The organism is Nocardiopsis alba DSM 43377 (genome assembly GCF_000341225.1).
GTDB classification, from domain to species: domain Bacteria; phylum Actinomycetota; class Actinomycetes; order Streptosporangiales; family Streptosporangiaceae; genus Nocardiopsis; species Nocardiopsis alba.
Map to the genome: position 1 here is coordinate 48,914 of NZ_ANAC01000015.1, position 20,090 is coordinate 69,003.

Sequence of the window (20,090 nt, forward strand, 5' to 3'; positions counted from 1 at the left end):
GGCACACGCCCGCCGGCCCCTCCCTCATCACCGGGCCCAGGTGTCCATCTCCACGTCGTCGGGCACGATCCGCTCCAGCCACTCCCCCACACGAGCGCTCGCCTCGGGCGTCGGTGTGTCCACCCCCTCCGACCACAGCCGGGCGAAGCGGGCCTCGCCCAGGACCTCGACCAGACGTTCCCCCAGGCGCAGGGTCCTCGGCCGTCGTGAGGGGAGCCCTCCGCGCAGGGTCGCCGCGTGGCCGAGCAGCAGCACCGCGCGTTCGGGGTCGCTGTCCACGATGATCCGGGCGAAGATCTCCAGGATCTCGCTCTTATAGGTGCTCAGGCCCCGTCCGGCCAGCCACCAGGCCCGGCCCGCCTCCTTCCAGGCCCGTGCGACGTCGCCGTCGGACAGGGCCACGTCGGCGGTGAGCCCCCGCCAGGCGGGCTCGATGTAGATCGGAGCGAGCCCGCCCAGTCCGACCACGACGGGTTCGGTCTCGTCCACCAACCGACGTGCCTCCTCCTGTCGCCCGGCCGCTTGGAGCCACATCACCCGGGTCATCCGGAACGTGACCAGGTGCTCCTTCTCCAGCGGGGTCTCCGTGACCGTCTCCAGGTCCTCCTCCGCCGAGGCGATCCGGCCCAGCTCCACGAGGGTCTGGGCGCGCAGGATCCGGAAGAGCGCGACGATGCCCCTCAGCCCGCTCCTCTCCGCGAGCCCGATCCCCTCGCTCAACAGATCCCCACAGCGCTCCGGATCGGTGTGGAAACAGACGTCCACGAGCTGGGCCAGGGCGTTGCACTGCCCCCACGCGTCGCCGAGCGCGCGCATCCCCTCCAGGGCGAGCCCCGCTCGTTCCCGGGAACGCCCGATCTCCCCGAAGGTCGCGTCGAGCATCGCGGTCATCAGGTACAGGAGCGCTCGGGTCCAGGGGTCGTCCGCGCCCTCCAGTTCCTCCTCCAACCTCACGCGCCAGGGCCCGTCGACTCGCCCGTCGGTGATCGCCCCGTAGACCAGGCACAGGGCGAGGGACGGATGCCTCCCGGTCTCGCGTTCGCCGACCCGGAGCAACCGCTCCACCTCGGTGAGGACGGTGAGGATGCCCTCCCGTCCCCTCTCCACGCCCTCGTCCAGGCTGAACAGACACATGGCGTAGGCCGTCTCCCGCCCCCGGGGGACCTCCTCGCCGACCAGGTCGAGCGTGGCCTCGGCCCACCGGTGGTTCCGGCTCCGCCCTCCGTCCAGGGCCCAGTACCACTGGGTGTACTCGACCAGGTCCAGGGCGAGTTCGGCGTCGCGCCGATCGACCGCCCAGCGAAAGGCCGCGTGGCAGTCATCGATCGCCGTTCCGAGCCGGGCCAGCCAGGAGGCCTGCTCGGGACCGCGCAGTTCAGGATCCGCCCGACGCCACAGGTCGACCGCGTAGCGGGCGTGGGCCTCCCGGACCCGCTCCTCCTCACCGCTCTCGGCCAGGCGTTCGAGGGCGTAGGCGCGGACCGTCTCCGATTGGCGGTAGGTGGGCGGCGCGTCGTCGCGCACCGGGTTCTCCGCCACCACCAGGGATTTGTCCACGAGGGCGAACAGGACCGACCACACGTCCCGCCCGAGGACCCCGCCCTCGGCCTCCTCCCCCGGGTCGGAGCCCACCCGTTCGACGGCCTCCAGTCCGGCCCCGCCGGGGAAGACCGCGAGGCGGCGCAACAGCCGGCGTTCGGCCTCGTCGAGCAGCTCCCAACTCCAATCGACCACCGCCCGCAGGGTGCGATGGCGCGGCAGGGCCGATCGGCTGCCGTTGGTGAGCAGGCGGAAGCGGTCGGTGAGGCGTTCGGCGAGTTGGCCCGGGGTCATCATCCTGAGCCGGGCCGCCGCCAGCTCCAGGGCCAGCGGCATACCGTCCAGCTCGCGGGTGATCCGGACGACGTGGGCGAGGTTGTCCTGGGAGACCCGGAACCCCGGCCTGACCGCCTCGGCCCGTTCGGTGAACAACCGCACGGCGGAGCGGGTACGGGCCCGTTCGAGGTCGTCACCCTCCGGCGGCAGGTCCAGCGGCGGCACCGGCAGGAGGACTTCGCCCGGCACCCCCAACGGTTCCCGGGAGGTGGCCAGCACGCGAAGGCCGGGGCAGCGTGCCAGAAGGGACTCCGTCAGCGCGGCCGCCTCGGCGATCAGATGCTCGCAGTTGTCCAGCACCAACAGGAACGGGCGGTCCCCCAGGTGGGAGGCGACCCGTTCGGCGGGGTCGAGGTGGGCCGCCCCGGTGTTCGCCCTGATGACGGCGTACTCGCGCAGTTCCAGGGTGTCGGCGACGACCTGGTGCAGGTCGGTCCCCTGCCCCACCGGGGCGAGCTCCACCCAGCGGACACCGCCGGAGACCAGCCCGGGGTTCCGTTCCGCCAGGGTCTCGGCGGATTCCGCGGCGAGGCGCGTCTTGCCGGCCCCTCCCGGGCCGATGAGGGTGACCGTTCGGGATCCGGAGAGACGTTCCACCGTCGCCCCGACCTCGTTCTCGCGCGGAACGAAGTCGGTCAGAGGTCGAGGCAGACGGACCGAGGGCGCGGCGGGGGGCCTGACGTTCCTCTCGATCGTGTTCTCCGGAGCGGGCGCCGTTTCCCCCCGGAGCAGGTTCAGGTGGACCCGCCGCAGACGGGGCGAGGGATCCAGCCCCAGTTCCTCGGCGAGCCGCGCGCGGAAGGCCTCGTACGCGTCGAGGGCCTCGGCGACACGACCGCCGCCGGCCAGAGCGCGCATGAGCAGCTCGATCGGACGCTCACGATGAGGGTCGCGTCCGGCCACCGCCTCGGCCTCCGGCAGGGCCTCGGTGTACCGCCCCAGGTCGAGACGGGCCTCCAGGAGGTCCTCCTCGGCGGTGCGGTGGATCCCGGCCAGACGCAGGGCCACGTCCTCGGCCCGCCCCCTCGCGGTGAGGTCGGACAGGGCCGGGCCGCGCCAGAGGGAAAGGGCCTCGACCAGGGCCGCCTCGGCCTCCGCCGGGCGCCCCGACGTCAGATGCGCCCTCCCGGACCCGGCCGACGCCTCGAAGACGTGGAGGTCCACCTGTTCGGGGGCGATCTCCAGCCGGTAGCCGGAGCCGTCACCGTGGATCCGGGCCTCCTCGCCCAACGCCCGACGCAGCCGGGAGACCAGGGCCTGAAGCGCGTTCCCCGCGGCGGCGGGGGTCTCGTCCCACCCCCAGATGGTGTCCGTGAGCCGTTCGACACCGACGGTGCGCCCGGGATGGAGCAGGAGCGACACCAGGAGGGCGCGCAGACGCGCTCCTCCGACGCCGACGGGAGCCCCCGCGGCGTCGTGTACCTGGAGAGGACCGAGAATGGAGAACCGCACCGCCCCATGATGACCGATACGCGGTCATCACGCCTCTCGGTATCGGTGTCGCCGACGTCTCCTCCCCGGATCGCCTCCGGAAGGTCCCTGGGTCCTCTCCGACCGCAGTAGGGTTCGCTCAGGGCCGTGTGACGGTGTCGGGGACGGCGCCGCTCCACACGGTTCCACCGTGACGGGCGCCGGGGTCAGCCGGGTGCCGGATCCGGTGCACAGCGAGTCTCGCCTTACGGCCCGAAAGTCCAGCAGGAGCCCCATTTTGTTCCCGGTCTTGCCTTCCACCCGGACCACCGTCTCGCGCGGCGTGCCCCGCACACCCCTCGGTGCCCGTGCGGGCGCAGCGGCGGCGGGGGCCGCGCTGCTCGCGTCGACCGGCTGCGGCGTGCTGAACTCGGAGCTGAGCGGCGAGATGCCGACCGACATCAACGTGACCAGCCCGATGATGCAGGAGGCCCAGCCGCTCCCCGTCGCCTACACCTGCGACGCCGACGGCGATCCCGTCTCTCCTCCGCTGAGTTGGTCGGGGTTGCCCGACGACGTGGGATCGATCGCCCTGGTGGTGGACGACCCCCAGGCCGCCGTCGTGTTCTGGGTCGTCCACGACCTGGATCCGCAGTTGGTGGAGCTGCGCCAGAACTCCGTCCCCGCCGACGCCAAGATCGGTCAGAACAGCGCCGGCGAGGCGTCCTACGGGGCCCCCTGCCCCTCGGAGAACGACGCGCACGAGTACCGCTTCACCGTGTACGCGCTGAGCGGCACCCTCGACCTGCCCGAGGGAGCCCCCTTGGATTCGATCCTGGAGGGTGTCGCCGAGCAGGCCATCGCGCGGGGCACCCTCGTCACCGAAAGCGAGTGATCCGGAGCCCCGATCGGCGCCCCGGTCACCGTCCGTGTTCCGGGGCGTCCGATCGATCGGAGGGCGCGAAGACGATCCGAGGAAGGCTCCGTCGCCCTCTGCACACAGAGCGCAGCAGCGCATACAGTGGGGTCGTGCCCCTCGCCCCTTTTCAGATGACCGATTCCCGTCCGTCCGCCGCGCGGCATCCCCTTCGGAGACCGCGGTGGAGCATCGGCGCCCGCGTCCCGTCGACCCCGTGGGCCCGGCGTTCCACGGCCGCGCGGAACCGGGCCGCCGTTCCTCCCCGGCCGGTCACCGGCGTGTCCCGGGCGTGACAGACCTCCCCAAGGTAGTGCGTACACCATGACCTTCACCGTCATCATCATCATCGCCGTCATCGTCGTGCTCGCCGTGCTCGTACTCATCCTTCTGGGCATGCGGGCGCTCAGCCTCGGCTCACGGGACGACGACTACGACGACGAGTACGAGTACGACGGCGTCGAGGACGACCGCGACGAACCCCGTGGACGGGCCCGGGACGAGGAGCCCGAGGACGAGGGGGCGCGGCCTCGCGGCCGGAGGTCGCGTCAAGGCGGGGAACGGGCGGAGCGACGTCCCCGGGGACGGAACAGGCGACGGGACGACTGGGAGGACGACGACTCGGCGGGACTCTCCGACAACGACTTCTGGTCGAGTCTGAACGAGGAGGAGCCGGATCGCCCGCGTTCACGGGGCAGGGACGAACGCGAGACCGCGAACGTCGATGACCGGATGGACGACGGATACGACGACGGTCACGACCACGACGCCCTCCCCGACGAGCCGCGTCCCGCCCCCACCTCGGAGATGCCCGCGACCCCCGCGGACTCCACCCCGGACCTGGCGGTGCTGGCCGGACTGGGGCAGAGCTCCACCCCGACCCCTGCGCCGGAGCCCGCCCCCCGCTCCGTCTCCGCGGACACCGGCTCCGAACGACCGGCGCCGCCCTCCGTCCGAGAGCCGCTCTCGCCCGCCCCCGAACCGCCCCCCGCTCCGCCGGCGCGGGACGAGGACCCTCTGGGGCCGGGTTCCTGGACGCCGCGTCCGCCCTCGACGGGCGACCCCTTCGAGGGCCGTGAGCCCCTCTCCCCCTCCGAGCGGCCCCTGGCCTCCGAACACCGTTCCCCCTTCGACTCCGGCACGATGGACCGGCGCGACGTTCCCCCCTACACCCCGGACCCCTCCCCGACGGGCGGCGGTCTCGACCCCCTGGCGCCGGGCTTCCGTTCCGGGGCCGCCCCGACGGAGGACCTCGGTTCCCCGATCTGGTCCAGCATGGACACCGGGACCCACCGGCGCCCGGAGCCGCCCGTGCCGGGCGGACCCGGGGTCGGCGGCCCCTCTCCGCTGTCCGATCCCCTCGCGGGAGGCCCGACGATGCCCGGGACGCCCTCGCCTGGATCGTCCCCCGATCCGCTGACCGGCGGCCCGTCCTCGGACGTGTTCCGTTCGACCTCCTCCTACGGCACCGGTGCCCACTCGACGGGCTCCTTCGACCGCTCGGGGTACGACACGGGCTCCCTCGACCGTTCCGCCTACGACACCGGATCCCACCGCCGCGGCCCCTACGACACCGGCGCCCACACCCGACCGAACGACCCCACGACACCCCCGCTCCCCGAATACGACACCGGCACGCACACCCGCTCCGCCTACGACACCGGATCCCTCGACCGATCCGGATACGGCGGCACCGGTGCCCACTCGACGGGCTCCCTCGACCGCTCGGGGTACGACACGGGTTCCTTCGACCGATCGGGGTACGACACCGGCGCCCGTTCCACGGGTTCCTTCGACCGTTCCGCCTACGACACCGGATCCCACCGCCGCGCTCCCTATGACACCGGCGCCCACACCCGACCGAACGACCCCACGACACCCCCGCTCCCCGAATACGACACCGGCACGCACACCCGCTCCGCCTACGACACCGGATCCCTCGACCGATCCGGATACGGCGGCACCGGATCCTTCGCACGCCCCGAACACGACACCGGCGCCCACCCCCGACCGAACGACCCCACGACACCCCCGCTCCCCGAATACGACACCGGCACGCACACCCGCTCCGCCTACGACACCGGATCCCTCGACCGATCCGGATACGGCGGCACCGGATCCTTCGGACGCCCCGAACACGACACCGGCGCCCACCACCGTCCCGCCTATGACACGGGCTCCTTCGACCGCTCCGGGTACGGCGCCGCCCCCTATGGGCGTCCCGAACACGACACCGGCACGCATCGCCGCCCGGACCCGGGACCGCTGCCCGGCTCTCCCGGGCTTTCCGGCGCCTCCGACCCGTTCGGCGCTCCGGGCCTGCCGGGCTCCCCTGGTGCGCCCGGGATCCCCGGAGCGCCCGGCACGGCCCCGCTCTGGGAGCGTCCCGAGGGGTCGGGATCGTACGGCGTTCCGGGACGCCCCGGTCACGACGCCGGTGGGCGGGGGCCCTCCGGCCCCATGACGCCCTTCGGCCCCGGGACGCCCGCCTCGTCCTCGCCCGTCGAGGGGTTCGGATACCCGGGCGAGGGAGGGGACCCCTCCGGCGCCCACCGGTTCGGTCCCGCCGACGGGGGCTCCCTGCCCCGTCCGGGCGTGCCCGCCCCCGAGTCGCCCTTCTCCTCCCCGCCCTTCCGGGACGGCCCGCAGGAGTTCGGCGGCCCGGGTCTTCCGGGCGGTTCCGGTCTTCCGGGCGTTCCCGGTGGCCCGATCCCGCAGGCCCCCGCCCCGGGCGGTACGCCGGATCCGATGGGCGGCGGCTTCCCCCGACCGAACGCGTACCCGCCCATGGAGGAGCCCCCCTCCCCCGGGGGCCCGCGCCACGGCGCGCCCGACTCCCGGGACGGGCGCGATCCCTACGGTCGCGACCCTCTCCCCGGCCACGAGCCGCCGTACTACGAGGGCGGTTACGACAACGGGCGTTTCCACTGACCGGACCGGGCCCCGTGATGGAGACCCATGACACACGGTGATCGGGCGCCGGCGGCCGTCGAGGCTCCGACCTGCCGATGAACATCACGACCGTGGTGGCGAGATCCTCTCGCCACCACGGTTTTTTTCTGTCTCAGTGGGCCTACAAAAGCCATCAAGTCGGGACAAGAGTAATCAAGAGCTCAAAATTCAGTAACGCTGAGTCATCTGGATTGACTACAGTTGGTGACAGTCGGAGCACTCTTCGAGTTCTCCCGTCACGTGTCCGCGTTCTTCGCCGGACACCGTCGCCCCCGTGCGCCTACGTACATCTGCCTGGTCCAACCCGAACGGAGTAACCATGCGCAACGACGCCCAGGGAGCACCGCCCGGACGAAAAGGGGAATCCTCCCCTCTTCCCGGGCCTCACACGGATCGCAAGGGAATCGGCGCCGACGTCGGCGCCTCCCTCGTGGTCTTCCTGGTCGCCGTCCCCCTGTCCCTGGGGATCGCCGTAGCCTCAGGAGCCCCGCTGGTGGCGGGGATCATCGCCGCCGTCGTCGGCGGCATCGTCGCCGGCCTGGTCGGCGGCTCCGTGGTCCAGGTCAGCGGCCCGGCCGCCGGCCTGACCATCATCGTCGCCGACCTGATCATGACCTACGGCTGGCGGGTCACCTGCCTGATCACCCTGCTGGCCGGACTGGTCCAACTCGCCCTGGGCGCCTTCCGGATCGCCCGGGCCGCGCTCGCCGTCTCGCCCGCCGTGGTCCACGGCATGCTCGCGGGGGTCGGCGTGACCATCGCCCTGGCCCAGCTCCACGTGGTCCTGGGCGGTGAACCGCAGAGCTCGGCCCTGGCCAACATCGCCGACCTGCCCGACCAGATCGCCCACAACCACACCGCGGCGGTCGCCGTCGGCGTCATCACCATCGCGATCATGTTCGGCTGGAACCGCCTGCCCGGCATCGGCCGGTTCCGCCCCGGCATGATCCCCGCCGCGCTGGTAGCGGTCGGCACCGCCACCGCCATCGCCACCCTGGGCCGCTGGGAGGTCGAGACGGTGGTCCTGCCCGCCTCCCTGGCCGACGCCTGGAACGGGCCGATGCTGCCCGAGTCCGGCCAGTGGCACGGTATCGCGCTGGCCGTGGCCGCCGTCGCCATGGTCGCCAGCGTGGAATCGCTCCTGGCCGCGATCGCGGTCGACCGCCTGCACAGCGGCCGCCGCGTCCAGCTCAACCGGGAACTGTGCGGCCAGGGCGCCGCCAACACCGTCAGCGGTGCCCTGGGAGGTCTGCCGATCGCCGGTGTGATCGTGCGCAGTACCGCCAACGTGCGCGCCGGCGCCCGCAGCCCGCTCTCGACGATCCTGCACGGCGTGTGGATCCTGCTGTTCGTGGCGTTCTTCGCGCACGTGGTCGAATTGATCCCGATGGCCGCGCTGGCGGCGCTCCTGGTGTTCATCGGTGTCCAGATGGTGTCGCTGGCCCATCTGCGCGACCTGAACCGCCATCACGAGGCCGGCGTCTACCTGGCGACACTGTTCGGCGTGGTGCTCCTGGGACTCCTGGAAGGGGTCTTCATCGGCTTCGCCCTGGCCATGATCGTCTCCCTGCGCCGACTGACCCGACTCACCGTGGTCACCGAGGAGCGCGACGGCCGGGTCCACGTCTCCGTGGACGGCTCGCTCACCTTCCTGGGGGTGCCCCGTCTGGCGCACGTGCTGCGCACCATCCCCTCCGGGGCCCGGGTCGACCTCGACCTGCACGTGGACTTCATGGACCACGCCGCCTTCGAGGCCATCCACGCGTGGCGCGTGGACCACGAGCGCACCGGCGGCAGCGTCGACATCGACGAGGTCCACGAACAGTGGTACGCCCGCAGCTCCGAACGTTCGGCCCCCGCGGCCAAGACCGTCCCCAAGGGCCGCTGGTGGGCGCCCTGGGAGATGCGCAAGAAGGCCGGGGACCGTCGAGAGGTCAACCCGGTGGGCCTGCTCACCGCCGGCGCCCGTGAATACCACTCGGGCACCGCGGACCGGATGCGTTCGCTCATGAGCCGACTGGCGAACGGCCAACACCCCACCTCGCTGTTCATCACCTGCGCCGACTCCCGGGTGGTGCCCAACCTGATCACCGCGAGCGGGCCGGGCGACCTGTTCACCCTGCGCAACGTCGGCAACCTGGTACCGCCCCACCACGACTCCGACGGGTCGGCCGGGGCCGCCATCGAATACGCGGTGAACGTCCTACGGGTGCCCTCGATCGTGATCTGCGGCCACTCCCACTGCGGGGCGCTCCAGGCCCTGCTGGACAAGGCCCACGAGGAGCCCGAGGCCGTGGAGACCGCGCACCTGCGCCGCTGGCTGCTCAGGGGCGAGGGAAGCCTGCACCGGGCGGGCGTGGACCAGGGGGTCCTGGACGGCCTGCCCAAATCCGAGGCCCTGCGCCGACTCTCCCAGGCCAACGTGATCGAGCAGCTCGGCAACCTCATGGGATACCCGACCGTCCGGGAACGGGTCGCCTCGGGCGAACTCACCCTGTCGGGCATGTACTACGACCTGGAGACGGCCAGGGTCCACCTCCTGGACGCCGAGACCGGGGAGTTCACCCCCGTGCAGAACGTCCAGGACGTGCCAGAGCCGGTACCGTCACCCCGCCCGGATCAGCCGGTGGCCGAATCGTCGTCGGGGGCGTCGTCGCGCCCGTCCTCTTGAACACCTGAGGCCTGATAGGCGGCGAGCAGGATGATCGCCACGATCGCCACGATCGGCAGGCCGAAGAGGACCACCCAGAAGGCGGTGGAGTCGAACAAGAGTCACCCATTCCCGTGAACGCGGATGTCCGTCGGGCCGTCCACCCCGGTTCGGCCCACGGACGTTCGCGCTCCGGGGCTCCCGGGGTACGGAGCGCAAGGGTCAATCTACCGCCCCACAAGGCGAGCCGACCATCACCACGGCGACTCAGGAATGTGTCCCCGGCGCACATTCCGAACCGGCGGCTCCCCCTGATCCGCATCCGTCGGACCACCCCATGATCCCCTCTTACACCCTGGTGAGGCTTTCCCGAAAGAGCGGTGAACACCCCTGTACGAAACGGACCGCGCGCCTTACTCTCCAGGGGATTGAAGGAAACCATCCTCTCCATCCCCCCTCTTCGGCATATTTCTTCACAGGAGAAAAGATGTGCGAGTCCTGCACGGCGCCCGTCTCCGACCCCCGCGCCTGTGAACAGCCCCCCTCCCCCTGGTCCCGCCGCATGCTCTTCGGCACCGGTCTGGGAGCCGCCGTGGCCCTGACCGGCGTAGGCGGCAACGCCACCGCCCACGCCGCCTCGGCGATGAACGCCGCCTGGTGCAACCCGGCCCTGGGCTATTTCCCCTCCGGCGGGCACTACGGCGCCCCCCGAGGCGGCAGCACCCACGCCGGCCAGGACATCACCAACAGCACCGGCACCGCCGTCTACGCGGCCGCCGCGGGCACCGTGATCCGTCGAGCCTGGGGAGGAGGTTTCCCCGGCCGGACCGGCGAGGCCATCGTCATCTCCCACGGCAACAACGTGTACACCTACTACGGTCACCTGAGCGCCTACCGGGTCTCGCTCAACGCCAAGGTCAGCGCCGGTCAGCGCATCGGCGACATGGGCGCCACCGGCAACGTGACCGGCCCCCACCTGCACTTCGAGACCCACACCGGCCGTCTGAACGGCATCACCGACCCGGTCCCCTTCATGCGCAACCGGGGCGTGGACCTGGGCGGCGGCTGGTCGAGCATCGACCCGGAGGCCCGCGGCGCGACGGTCACCGTCATCCAGCACCTGATGACCCAGCGCGGCACCTCGCTGGTGGCCGACGGCTACTACGGTCCCACCTCGGTCAACGCCGTCAAGGCCTTCCAGCGGAGCAAGGGTCTGGTCGCCGACGGTCAGGTCGGCCCCAAGACCTGGCCGCACCTGGTCTACACACTCAAGAGCGGGGTCCGCGACGGCTCCCACGTGCGCGCCCTTCAGACCGCGATGAACAAGCGCAGCGCCGGGCTGGCCGTCGACGGCAACTTCGGACCGGTCATGAACACCGCCGTACGCGACTACCAGCGGCTCAACCGCCTGGTCGTCGACGGTGAGGCCGGGGCGATCACCTGGAGGGCCCTGGTCGGCTGACCCGCGGCCCCGGCCCGGACCCGGGGCCGTGCGTACGGGCCGGGAGGGGTACGCCTCTTCCGGCCCGGGCGGCGCGGGGTGGGGATCGAAGAGAGGAGGAGTCGGCCGATAAGCCGGATTCTGTCGGTCCGATGGACCGGACGGCCATCCATCTGGGGCCGCCGTTGCCGGCGACCTCGGTGCGGTCTACCCGCGGACTCGGGCGGGCCGCCCTCGAACATCCGCGCGGGAACCCGAAGGTTCCCTTTTTGACCTTGCTCCGGGTGGGGTTTACCCAGCCGACCGGATCACTCCGGCCGCTGGTGGTCTCTTACACCACCGTTTCACCCTTACCACCGCGAGCGGTGGCGGTCTGCTTTCTGTGGCACTGTCCCGCGGGTCGCCCCGGGTCGGTGTTACCGACCACCCTGCCCTGTGGAGTCCGGACTTTCCTCGAACCCGCGTCGAGCGCGGATCCGCGACCGTCTGGCCGACTCCCCCTCGAAGGTCAGTCTAGCCGGTCCAGATGGGAGGTGTCGTTGAGGGAGCGCACCACCTGGGGACCATCCGCGTAACAATCCACCTCGGTCACGCAGGCCGTGTCCAGATGCATCCGGTAGAGCGCCTCGATCGGGGCGAGCAGCGCCCGCTGCACGACGATCTTGATCGGGGTCACATGGGACACCACCAGAACCCGACGGCCCCGGTGCCGTTCGAGCAGGGTGTCGCGGGCCGCTCCGACCCGGCGGGCGACCTCGGCGAAGGACTCCCCTCCGGGCGGGCCCGTCTCCGGGTCGGCCAGCCAACGCCGCACCGCCTCGGGATCGCGTTCGGAGGCCTCGCCGAAGGTGAGCCCCTCCCACGCTCCGAAGTCGGTCTCCACGAACCCCTCGTCCTCCTCGATGGGAAGACCGAGCAGATCGGCCGCGTACCCGGCGGTCTGCCGGGTACGCAGCAGCGGCGAGGAGACCACCGCGTCGATCCCCGCCCCGGCCAGGCGGCGCGCGGCCGCCTCGGCCTGGGCGTGACCCTCCTCCGTCAAAGGGATGTCACCGCGACCGGCGAAACGGCGTTCGACGGACAGCGGCGTCCGCCCGTGGCGGAGCAGCGTCAGGCGGGTCGGCTCGGTGTCGGGAGCCCCCCAACCCCGGCTCATTCGGCGGCCGGCTCTTTGAGCCCCGACTCCTCGGTGCGCACCAGGATGCGGCGGCAGTTCTCACAGCGCACGATCTCGTCGGCCGCGGCGGCACGGATCTCGTTGAGCTCCACGGTGCTCAGCGCGAGCTTGCAGCCGTTGCAGCGGCCGTAGCGCAGCGGAGAGGCCGCCAGACCGTCGTACTGCGAACGCAGCTTGTCGTAGAACGTCAGCAGGGCCTCGGGGATGTCGGCGGCCACCCGCTCCCGGTCCTGGTTCAGGCGGGTACGGTCCCACTGGATCTCGGCGGCGGCGGTGTCCCGTCGCGCCGTGACCTCGGCGGCCTCGGCCACCGCGGCCTCGCGTTCCCGGGTCAGGCGGTCGACCTCGGACTCGGCCGCCTCGGCCTGCTCCATCACCTCCAGGACGACCTCCTCCAGTTCGGCCTGGCGGCGGCCCAGGGATTCGATCTCCGACTGGAGGTTCTGGAGCTCCTTGGCGTTGGTGATCGTCCCCGACTCCATGCGCTTGACGTCGCGTTCGGCGCGGGAGCGCACCTGGTCGACGTCGCTCTCGGCCTTGCGCTGGTGACGGGCGACGTCGGAGGCCTTGGTCTGGGCGGTGATCAGCTCGGCGTCCAAGGCGTCGGCGCGCTCCTTGAGCCGGGCGGCCTCGGCGATCTCCGGCAGGCTCCGGAGGCGGTGGTCCAGACGCTGAAGCCGGGTGTCGAGCTCCTGGAGGTCGAGCAGTCTGGCCTGAGCGGCGGGGTCGGCTTTCACTTGGGGTCTCCTGAGAATCGCGGTTGGGAGGCCGGGGAGGGCCACCCGCGCCCTGTGCAGTTGTGGTCGGTGAAGCGGGTACTACACGTGCTGGAAGGTCTGTGACCAGGCATCCGTCACGGTGGTCGACACGCGGATCTCCACGTTAGCCCCCTGCGGGCCGACCCTGCGCACGAGAGCCTCGGACAGGTGCCGCGCCCCGTCGGCCAGCCAGGGCCATTCGCTCGCGAAGTGGGCGGTGTCGATCAGGGCGGGGCTCCCGGGACGCTCGACGAACTCCGAGGCCGGGTGGTGACGCAGGTCGGAGGTGACGTAGACGTCCACGTCCGCGGCCCGGGCCGCCTCCAGCAGGGAGTCGCCGGCACCGCCGGAGACCGCGACCCCGGTCACGAGCCGGTCGAGGTCGCCGGCCACCCGGATACCGGCCGCGGTGGCGGGCAGGGCGCGGGCGACCCGGTCGGCGAAGTCGCGCAGGGTGAGCGGGGAGGCGAGCTCACCGATCCGGCCGATGCCGCGCGCGCCGTCGGGGTCGGTGGTGTCGGGATCCAGCGGGCGGAGCGGCCCGGTGAGCCCGACCGCGCGCGCCAGGGCGTCCGAGACCCCGGGGGAGGCGGTATCGGCGTTGGTGTGCGCCGTGTACAGGGCCACCCCGGCCCGGATCAGTCGGTGCGCGATACGTCCCTTGGGGGTGTTCGCGGCCACGCTCGTGACCCCGCGCAACATCAGCGGATGGTGGGTGATGATCAGGTCCGCGTCCCCGGTCAGGGCCTCGTCGACGACGGCGTCCACCGGGTCCACGGCGAACAGTATCCGCCGTACCGGCTGCTCCGGGTCTCCGCAGACCAGGCCGACCGCGTCCCAGGAGGCGGCCCACCGAAGGGGGTAGACCTCCTCGAAGGCGGCGGTGACGTCGGACAGGGTGACGGAGGGCGTGGTCGAGGTGTTCACGGGCACGAGACTAACGCTCTCCCGTGCCGGGCGTGAAAACGTCCTCACCGCTCGGAGCCGGTTCGGTCGGCCAGACGCGCGGCCATCGCCCCCAGACGGTCGGCGACCTCGGGCGGGGCCTCCATGGCGGAGTCGACACCCAGGGCCAGGAGCGCCGCCGTGTACTGGCAGGTCAGGTCGAGGGATTCCGCGCTGATCCGGGCCTCACAGCGGTCGGTCCCCCTGGCCTCGATCCGCCCGGGCAGAGGGCCGTACAGCCGCTCGCGGACGCGTTCCGCGGACAGCTCCAGGGTGATCGTGACCGTGTACCGGTAGGTGCCCTGGGCGAACCGGCTGGTGAGGAAGGTCGCCGGGTCGGACTCGGGCGTCTCCCGAAGGGGGAACCGGCCGTGGGTGGGGCGTGGGTCGCGCAGACGGTCCAGCCGGAAGGTCCGCCAGTCGTCGCGGTCGGTGTCGTAGGCGATCAGGTACCAGTGGCCGCCGTGGGAGACCAGGTGGTGGGGTTCGACGCGGCGTTCGCTCTCACCACCGGAGCGATCGCGGTAGACGAAGTCGGTGACCGCGCGTTCGTGCCGGCAGGCGGCCAGGACGCCCAGCACCAGGGGGTCCACGGCGGGGGTGTCGGGGTAGGGCACGATCGAGGCGGCGCCGGCGACCGCGGCCAGTCGCGGGCGCAGGCGCGCGGGCAGGACCCGTTCGAGTTTGGCCAGGGCCCGCAGGGCGCTGTCCTCGACCTCCGTGGCGGTGGCCAGGGCCAGGGCGATCGCGATCGCCTCCTCGTCGTCCAGCAGCAACGGCGGCAGATCACGCCCGGACACCAGCCGGTAGCCGCCCGCCGTTCCGGGGGTGCCCTCCACCCGGTAGTCGAGATCGCGCAACCGTTCGACGTCGCGGCGCAGGGTCCGGGCGCTGACCCCGAGCCGTTCGGTGAGTTCGGCCCCGCTCCACTCGCGCCGGACCTGGAGCAGGGACAACAGGCGCAGGAGTCGTTGGGGCAGGGTGCCTCGGACCGTCCGTTCGCTCATGGATCCCATACTGACGGTCATCGCGGCCACGATGTGACCGCATCGCTTCCTACGGTGGACCTATGAGCGAGAACACGAAGGTCATGAGGGCGAAGGACCTGGCGGGCGCGCTCCGTGCGCGGACCGTCGGACCGGTGCACACCCCCGGGGACGAGGGCCATGAGAGGGGCCGGACCGGGATACAGCTGATGGACCGACACGAACCGGACGCCGTCGTGGAGGCGGCCACGGCCGAGGACGTGCGTGCGGCGGTGACGGTGGCCGCCGCGCACGGGGTCCCGGTGGCGGCCCAGCGCACCGGGCACGGCCACGGCGTCGGGATGGACGAGGGGATCCTGGTGGACACCCGGCGTCTGTCCGGGGTCCGGATCGACCCCGAACGGCGCACCGCGCGCGTCGAGGCCGGGGCCACCTGGCGGGACGTGATCGAGGCCGCCTCCCCCCACGGGTTGGCCCCGCTGTCGGGGAGCTCGCCCGACGTGGGCGTGGTCTCCTACCTTCTCGGCGGAGGTCTGAGCCTGCTGGGACGCCGCCACGGATACGCCGCCGACCACGTGCGGAGTCTGGAGCTGGTCACCCCGGACGGCAAGCACACGCGGGTGGACGAGCGCACCGGACCGGAGACGTTCTGGGCCCTGCGCGGTGGAGGGTCCTCGTTCGGTCTGGTCACCGGGGTGGAGTTCGACCTGTTCCCGGTGGCGCGCCTGTACGGCGGCGGCCTGTACCTGGACGCGACCGACACCCCCGACATCCTGGACCTGTGGCGACGCTGGGCCGACGACACCCCCGAGGAGATGACCTCCGGGGTCTCGGCCCTGCGCTACCCGGACATGGAGGGCGTACCCGACCACCTGCGCGGGCGGCCGATCGTCCAGATCTCCGCCGCCTGGTCCGGCCCTCCGGAACGGGGCCCCGCCCTTCTGTCGCCACTGCGTTCGGCGGCGCCCGTTCTCATGGACACCCTGCGCGAACTCCCCTACGCCGATTCCGGGGCCGTGTTCGACGACCACGACGACCGGGCCGGGTTCCGCGGCGAGGGGCTCATGGTGCGCGACCCCGGGCCCGAGGCCCTGACCGCCCTGCTCCGGACGGTCCTCGCCGACCGGCCGTTCATGAGCGTGGTCTGGCTGCGCCACCTGGGCGGGGCCATGGCGCGTCCACCCCGGACCCCGTCGGCCGTCGGCCACCGGGACGCCTCCCACGCCCTGAGCGCCCTCACCTTCACCGGCCCCGACGGCGTCGACACCGCCGCCATGGCCGACCTGCGCTCCGACGTCGCCGGGCTCTTCGCCGACCATGCCCTGGGCACCTCGTCCAACCTGAGCTTCGGCCCGGTGGAGGCCGAGCGGGTGAGGAGCATGTACGAACCCGCCACCCTGCGACGGCTCGTGGAACTGCGCGACCGGATGGACCCGCACCGGCGGATCCACACGAACCGGCCGCTCCCGCCCACGGTCTGAGGGATCCACGCGCACGGGCCGGACGACTCGATCGGGGCCGGCCCGTGCGCGACGCCACGATCCCCTAGAGTCGGTGGGCGATGAACAACACCGAAGAGCGACCCTCGTCCCCGGTCGGAGCGCATGTTCCGGTCGCGGGCGGTATGGCCACCAAGGGTCTGGCCTACGCGGAGAAGATCGGCGCCGAGACCGTCCAGGTCTTCGTGTCCAACCCCAGGGGTTGGGCGACCAACGGCGGCGACCCGGCGCAGGACGCCATGATGCGCGAACGCGCCGACCTGCCCAAATTCGTGCACGCGCCCTACCTGATCAACCCCGGCACCCCGAGCGAGGAGACCGCCGGCAAGTCGATCACCTCGATGGAGCACGCGCTGCGACGCGGCGCCGAGATCGGCGCCCTGGGCGTGGTCATGCACACCGGTTCGGCGGTGTCGGGGACCCGCGAGGACGGGCTGGCCCGGGTCCACGAGCGGCTGATCCCCATGCTGGAACGGCTGGGCGAGGACGTACCGCCGCTGCTGCTGGAGCCGATGGCCGGGCAGGGCCAGGTCCTGTGCGCCACCATCGACGACCTGGTGCCCTACTTCGAGGCGCTGGAGTGGCACCCCAACGTGGGCGTGTGTCTGGACACCGCGCACATGTTCGCGGCCGGGCACGATATCTCCACCGTGGAGGGCATGCGCGAGGCGCTGGACCGTTTCGGCGAGGTGGTGGGCGCCGACCGGCTCAAGCTCATCCACGGTAACGACTCCAAGGCTCCGTGCGGCAGCAACAAGGACCGGCACGAGAACATCGGCAAGGGCCACATCGGCGCCGAACCGTTCGCCGAGCTGTTCCGACACCCGGTGACCGCCGGGATCCCCATCACCCTGGAGACCCCGGGGCCGGAGGGTCCGCACGCCGAGGACGTGGCCACCCTCAAGCGTCTGCGCTCCGAGGCCTGACGACAGCCGGGCCCGTCGAAGCCTCCGCTCCGACGGGCCCGGTCCGTTCACGGCCCGGCCGTCTCGGCCAGGGCACGATCGGCCCGCAGCGCGGTCTCGGCGACGACCCTGCGGGCGAGCAGCGCGGTGACGGCGACGATCGCTCCGCCGACCAGGAACGGCAGCGCCAGGTCGACACGGCCCAGAAGCCCACCGAGCAGCGCCCCACCGGTGTGACGCCCCAGCCGATCATCCTGGAGACACCGGCGACACGGCCGCGCACGCGGTCGGGGACCACCACCTGGTGGTAGGGGCTCGCCGCGATGTTGGAGGCCACGATGCACAGGCCGAGCGCGGTGAAGAGGACGAAGGCCGTGTAGGGGTCGGACACCAGGGCGACGCCCACCGAGCAGCCGGCCATCCCCAGGTAGCCGCCGAAGACGACCGCGTTCCGGCCGAGCCGGAGGATCAGCCGGTCGACCACCAGCGTGGCGACGACGCCGCCGAGCGCCGACGACAGGGTGAAGACGCCGAAGAGGGCGAGCGGAACGCCCAGATCCTCCTGGACGTAGAGCACCAGCACGGCCGAGCCCATGTTCAGACCGATCATGAGGCCCGCGTTGCAGAGCATGTTGCCGCGCAGGAGACGGTCCTCGAAGACCAGTCGGAACCCCTCACGGGTGGAACGCCCGAACCCCTCGGGGGCGGTGGACGCGCTCTCCTCGAGGACCGGGCGACGCCACACCAGCGGCAGGGCGCACAGCAGTAGCGCGCACAGGGCGTAGGAGCCCGCGATACCCAGGAGGGGAGCGGCGGCTCCGGCGGCGAACAGGAAGCCGGCCACCGGCCGGCCCAGGCAGTCCTGGGCGACCAGCCGGCCGCCCTCCGATCGGCCGTTGGCCCGGTCCAACAGCCGCGCCGGGACCAGGGAGACCACGGCGATCCGACTCGCCGGGTCGGTGACGGTCTCGCAGCAGATCAGCACGAACATCGTCGCGTACAGGGCCTGGATCGACAGGTTCCCGGTGGCCAGGACCACCAGCAGGCCGACCGTGGCCAGGGTGGCGACCGTGTTGGACACGATCATCGCGCGGATCCGGTGCACACGGTCGATGAGCGCCCCGGACAGCGGGGCGAGCAGCAGCCAGGGCAGAAAGCGGGCCACCATCAGCCCGGACACCAGGAGAGGGTCCTGGGTGAGGGTGGCGGCGATCAAAGGCAGGGCGACGGCGGCCATGCCGTCGGCCAGGTTGGTGAACGTCCCCGCAGCCCAGAAGCGGTGGAAGTCGCCGCTCAGACGTGGGGGCCGGGTGGTCGTGGGGGGTGAGGCGACCATGGGGGGCTCCTGGATATGGGGGGGGTGGAGGGCCTTACCGCGCGGAGGGCCCGTCCTCGGGGTCGGCGTCCGTTCCGGTGAGGTTGGGGAACAGGTCGGTCTGCAACTCGACCGGTTCGGCCCCGGGGCGGTCCTCGGCGGTGCGTCCCTGGAAGGGGCGGAGCCGTTCTCGGATGAAGTCCTGGAGGTCGCGGCCGAACTCCTCGGTCTCCTCCGGGGTCATCCGTACGTGGGCGACCGAATCCTCGGCCGCCCTTCTCCACCGCCGCACCCCGGGATCGTCCGGCCGTTCATCGACCAGTCGGTTCCACCGGTCGAGCCGTTCCCGACGACCTCCGTAGTAGCGGGCCAGGATCCCCTCCGTCGCCTCACGGGTGGACGGGCCGCGCAGCAGTTCACCGCCGCGCATACGCCAACCCGCGGGGCGGAAACGCCACCAGCGTTCACGGCCCCCCGAACGCTCGGGGTCGTTCTCGATGAACCCGTAGCGGAAGAGCTGGCGCAGGTGGTAGCTGGTCGAGCCGCTGCTCTCCCCCAGCCGTTCGCCCAAGAGGGTGGCGGTCGCGGGGCCGCGCATATGGAGTTCGTCCAGGATCCGGGCGCGCAGGGGGTGGGCCAGGCCGCGCAGCGCCTCGCCCTCGACCTCCAGGGGGCGCCGGCCGGCCTCGTTCGGGTCCTCGGGTGTCTCGCTCATGCGACGACATTAACGCAAAGAGTTCTTTGCAAAAAGACCTTTGCGATTATTTCCCGAAGAACCCGCCCACTTTCATCCCGACGACACCCCCGCCGGGCCGTGCCCCGCATGAGTGACAATGGACATCGACGCCCTCTACGGACAGGGCGTGATCGACGAAGGAAGGGGCGTACCACCAGATGGATCCGTTCTCCATGGTCATCGGGGTGGCGATCGCGGTCGGCGGATACCTCGTGGGTCGCCACACCGCAGGTCGTCGCGCCAGACAGGAACTCCAACAGCACCGCGCCGACCCCCGCGCCGTCGGGCCGTCGACCCCCCAGCCCATCTGCGGCTGCGGCCACAACCTCGTCTTCCACGACCAGGAGACCAAGCTCTGCCGGACCCAGGTCGTCATCCCCGGCCGCTGGACCGGACAGGCCGACTCCACCTACCGGCAGTGCATGTGCCAGGGCTACCGCGGCCCCATGCCCGTCGACGAGTACTACGCCCCCGACTACCTCGACGGCAACGGCAACCCCTGATCCGGCCACGGGACCGACCACG

The 20,090-nt window shown here is 71.9% G+C and carries 15 protein-coding genes and 1 other RNA gene; 7 read left to right on the plus strand and 9 right to left on the minus strand.

Features of this window, described 5'->3' with window-relative positions:
- Nucleotides 1-27: 27 nt before the first annotated feature.
- Nucleotides 28-3,327 (minus strand): AfsR/SARP family transcriptional regulator, encoded by a 3,300-nt coding sequence (locus tag D451_RS0117175; RefSeq protein ID WP_026125141.1) that lies wholly within the window; start codon nucleotides 3,325-3,327, stop codon nucleotides 28-30.
- 256 nt (nucleotides 3,328-3,583) lie between these two features.
- Here D451_RS0117175 and D451_RS26610 point away from each other — a divergent pair, with 256 nt between their 5' ends.
- The 3 genes from D451_RS26610 (at nucleotide 3,584) to D451_RS0117190 (ending at nucleotide 9,824) form a co-directional block, all read left to right on the plus strand.
- Nucleotides 3,584-4,180 (plus strand): YbhB/YbcL family Raf kinase inhibitor-like protein, encoded by a 597-nt coding sequence (locus D451_RS26610; RefSeq protein ID WP_026125142.1) that lies wholly within the window; start codon nucleotides 3,584-3,586, stop codon nucleotides 4,178-4,180.
- A 345-nt stretch (nucleotides 4,181-4,525) separates the two neighbouring features.
- Nucleotides 4,526-7,132: a hypothetical protein gene (locus D451_RS0117185; protein WP_026125143.1), complete on the plus strand. Its 2,607-nt coding sequence runs from the start codon at nucleotides 4,526-4,528 to the stop codon at nucleotides 7,130-7,132.
- 340 nt (nucleotides 7,133-7,472) lie between these two features.
- Nucleotides 7,473-9,824 (plus strand): SulP family inorganic anion transporter, encoded by a 2,352-nt coding sequence (locus D451_RS0117190; RefSeq protein ID WP_017535358.1) that lies wholly within the window; start codon nucleotides 7,473-7,475, stop codon nucleotides 9,822-9,824.
- On the opposite strand, the gene D451_RS28305 is transcribed toward D451_RS0117190, so the two are convergent.
- Complete coding sequence (locus D451_RS28305; protein WP_017535359.1) at nucleotides 9,773-9,922, minus strand: hypothetical protein; 150 nt, start codon at nucleotides 9,920-9,922, stop codon at nucleotides 9,773-9,775. The two genes, D451_RS0117190 and D451_RS28305, sit on opposite strands and share 52 nt — an antisense overlap.
- 368 nt (nucleotides 9,923-10,290) lie before the next feature.
- Here D451_RS28305 and D451_RS0117200 point away from each other — a divergent pair, with 368 nt between their 5' ends.
- Complete coding sequence (locus D451_RS0117200) at nucleotides 10,291-11,265, plus strand: peptidoglycan DD-metalloendopeptidase family protein (RefSeq protein WP_017535360.1); 975 nt, start codon at nucleotides 10,291-10,293, stop codon at nucleotides 11,263-11,265.
- 93 nt (nucleotides 11,266-11,358) lie between these two features.
- Here D451_RS0117200 and rnpB read toward each other — a convergent pair.
- The 5 genes from rnpB to D451_RS0117220 form a co-directional block, all read right to left on the minus strand.
- An RNA gene (rnpB, locus tag D451_RS27050) (RNase P RNA component class A) lies at nucleotides 11,359-11,742 on the minus strand.
- A 10-nt stretch (nucleotides 11,743-11,752) separates the two neighbouring features.
- Nucleotides 11,753-12,400, minus strand: a complete 648-nt coding sequence (locus D451_RS0117205) for a histidine phosphatase family protein (protein WP_017535361.1) — start codon at nucleotides 12,398-12,400, stop codon at nucleotides 11,753-11,755.
- Complete coding sequence (locus D451_RS0117210; protein ID WP_014912588.1) at nucleotides 12,397-13,158, minus strand: zinc ribbon domain-containing protein; 762 nt, start codon at nucleotides 13,156-13,158, stop codon at nucleotides 12,397-12,399. The genes D451_RS0117205 and D451_RS0117210 overlap by 4 nt, the downstream gene beginning before the upstream one ends.
- Before the next feature lie 81 nt (nucleotides 13,159-13,239).
- Nucleotides 13,240-14,112 (minus strand): Nif3-like dinuclear metal center hexameric protein, encoded by an 873-nt coding sequence (locus tag D451_RS0117215; RefSeq protein WP_014912365.1) that lies wholly within the window; start codon nucleotides 14,110-14,112, stop codon nucleotides 13,240-13,242.
- A gap of 38 nt (nucleotides 14,113-14,150) precedes the next feature.
- A complete protein-coding gene (locus D451_RS0117220) occupies nucleotides 14,151-15,131 on the minus strand; it encodes a helix-turn-helix transcriptional regulator (protein ID WP_026125144.1) in 981 nt (326 codons plus the stop codon).
- Nucleotides 15,132-15,193: 62 nt separating this feature from the next.
- Here D451_RS0117220 and D451_RS0117225 point away from each other — a divergent pair, with 62 nt between their 5' ends.
- Nucleotides 15,194-16,591: an FAD-binding oxidoreductase gene (locus tag D451_RS0117225; protein WP_017535363.1), complete on the plus strand. Its 1,398-nt coding sequence runs from the start codon at nucleotides 15,194-15,196 to the stop codon at nucleotides 16,589-16,591.
- Between the two features lie 80 nt (nucleotides 16,592-16,671).
- Nucleotides 16,672-17,535, plus strand: coding sequence for a deoxyribonuclease IV (locus D451_RS0117230; RefSeq protein WP_017535364.1), 864 nt, complete (start codon nucleotides 16,672-16,674; stop codon nucleotides 17,533-17,535).
- Here the strand turns inward: D451_RS0117230 and D451_RS26615 are convergent.
- Both D451_RS26615 and D451_RS0117240 read right to left on the minus strand, forming a co-directional pair.
- Nucleotides 17,510-18,850 (minus strand): MFS transporter, encoded by a 1,341-nt coding sequence (locus tag D451_RS26615; RefSeq protein ID WP_394296798.1) that lies wholly within the window; start codon nucleotides 18,848-18,850, stop codon nucleotides 17,510-17,512. The two genes, D451_RS0117230 and D451_RS26615, sit on opposite strands and share 26 nt — an antisense overlap.
- A gap of 34 nt (nucleotides 18,851-18,884) precedes the next feature.
- Nucleotides 18,885-19,544: an ArsR/SmtB family transcription factor gene (locus tag D451_RS0117240; protein WP_014910607.1), complete on the minus strand. Its 660-nt coding sequence runs from the start codon at nucleotides 19,542-19,544 to the stop codon at nucleotides 18,885-18,887.
- Between the two features lie 179 nt (nucleotides 19,545-19,723).
- Between D451_RS0117240 and D451_RS0117245 the strand changes: the two genes are divergently transcribed.
- Nucleotides 19,724-20,068, plus strand: a complete 345-nt coding sequence (locus tag D451_RS0117245; protein WP_014910924.1) for a hypothetical protein — start codon at nucleotides 19,724-19,726, stop codon at nucleotides 20,066-20,068.
- Nucleotides 20,069-20,090: the final 22 nt, after the last annotated feature.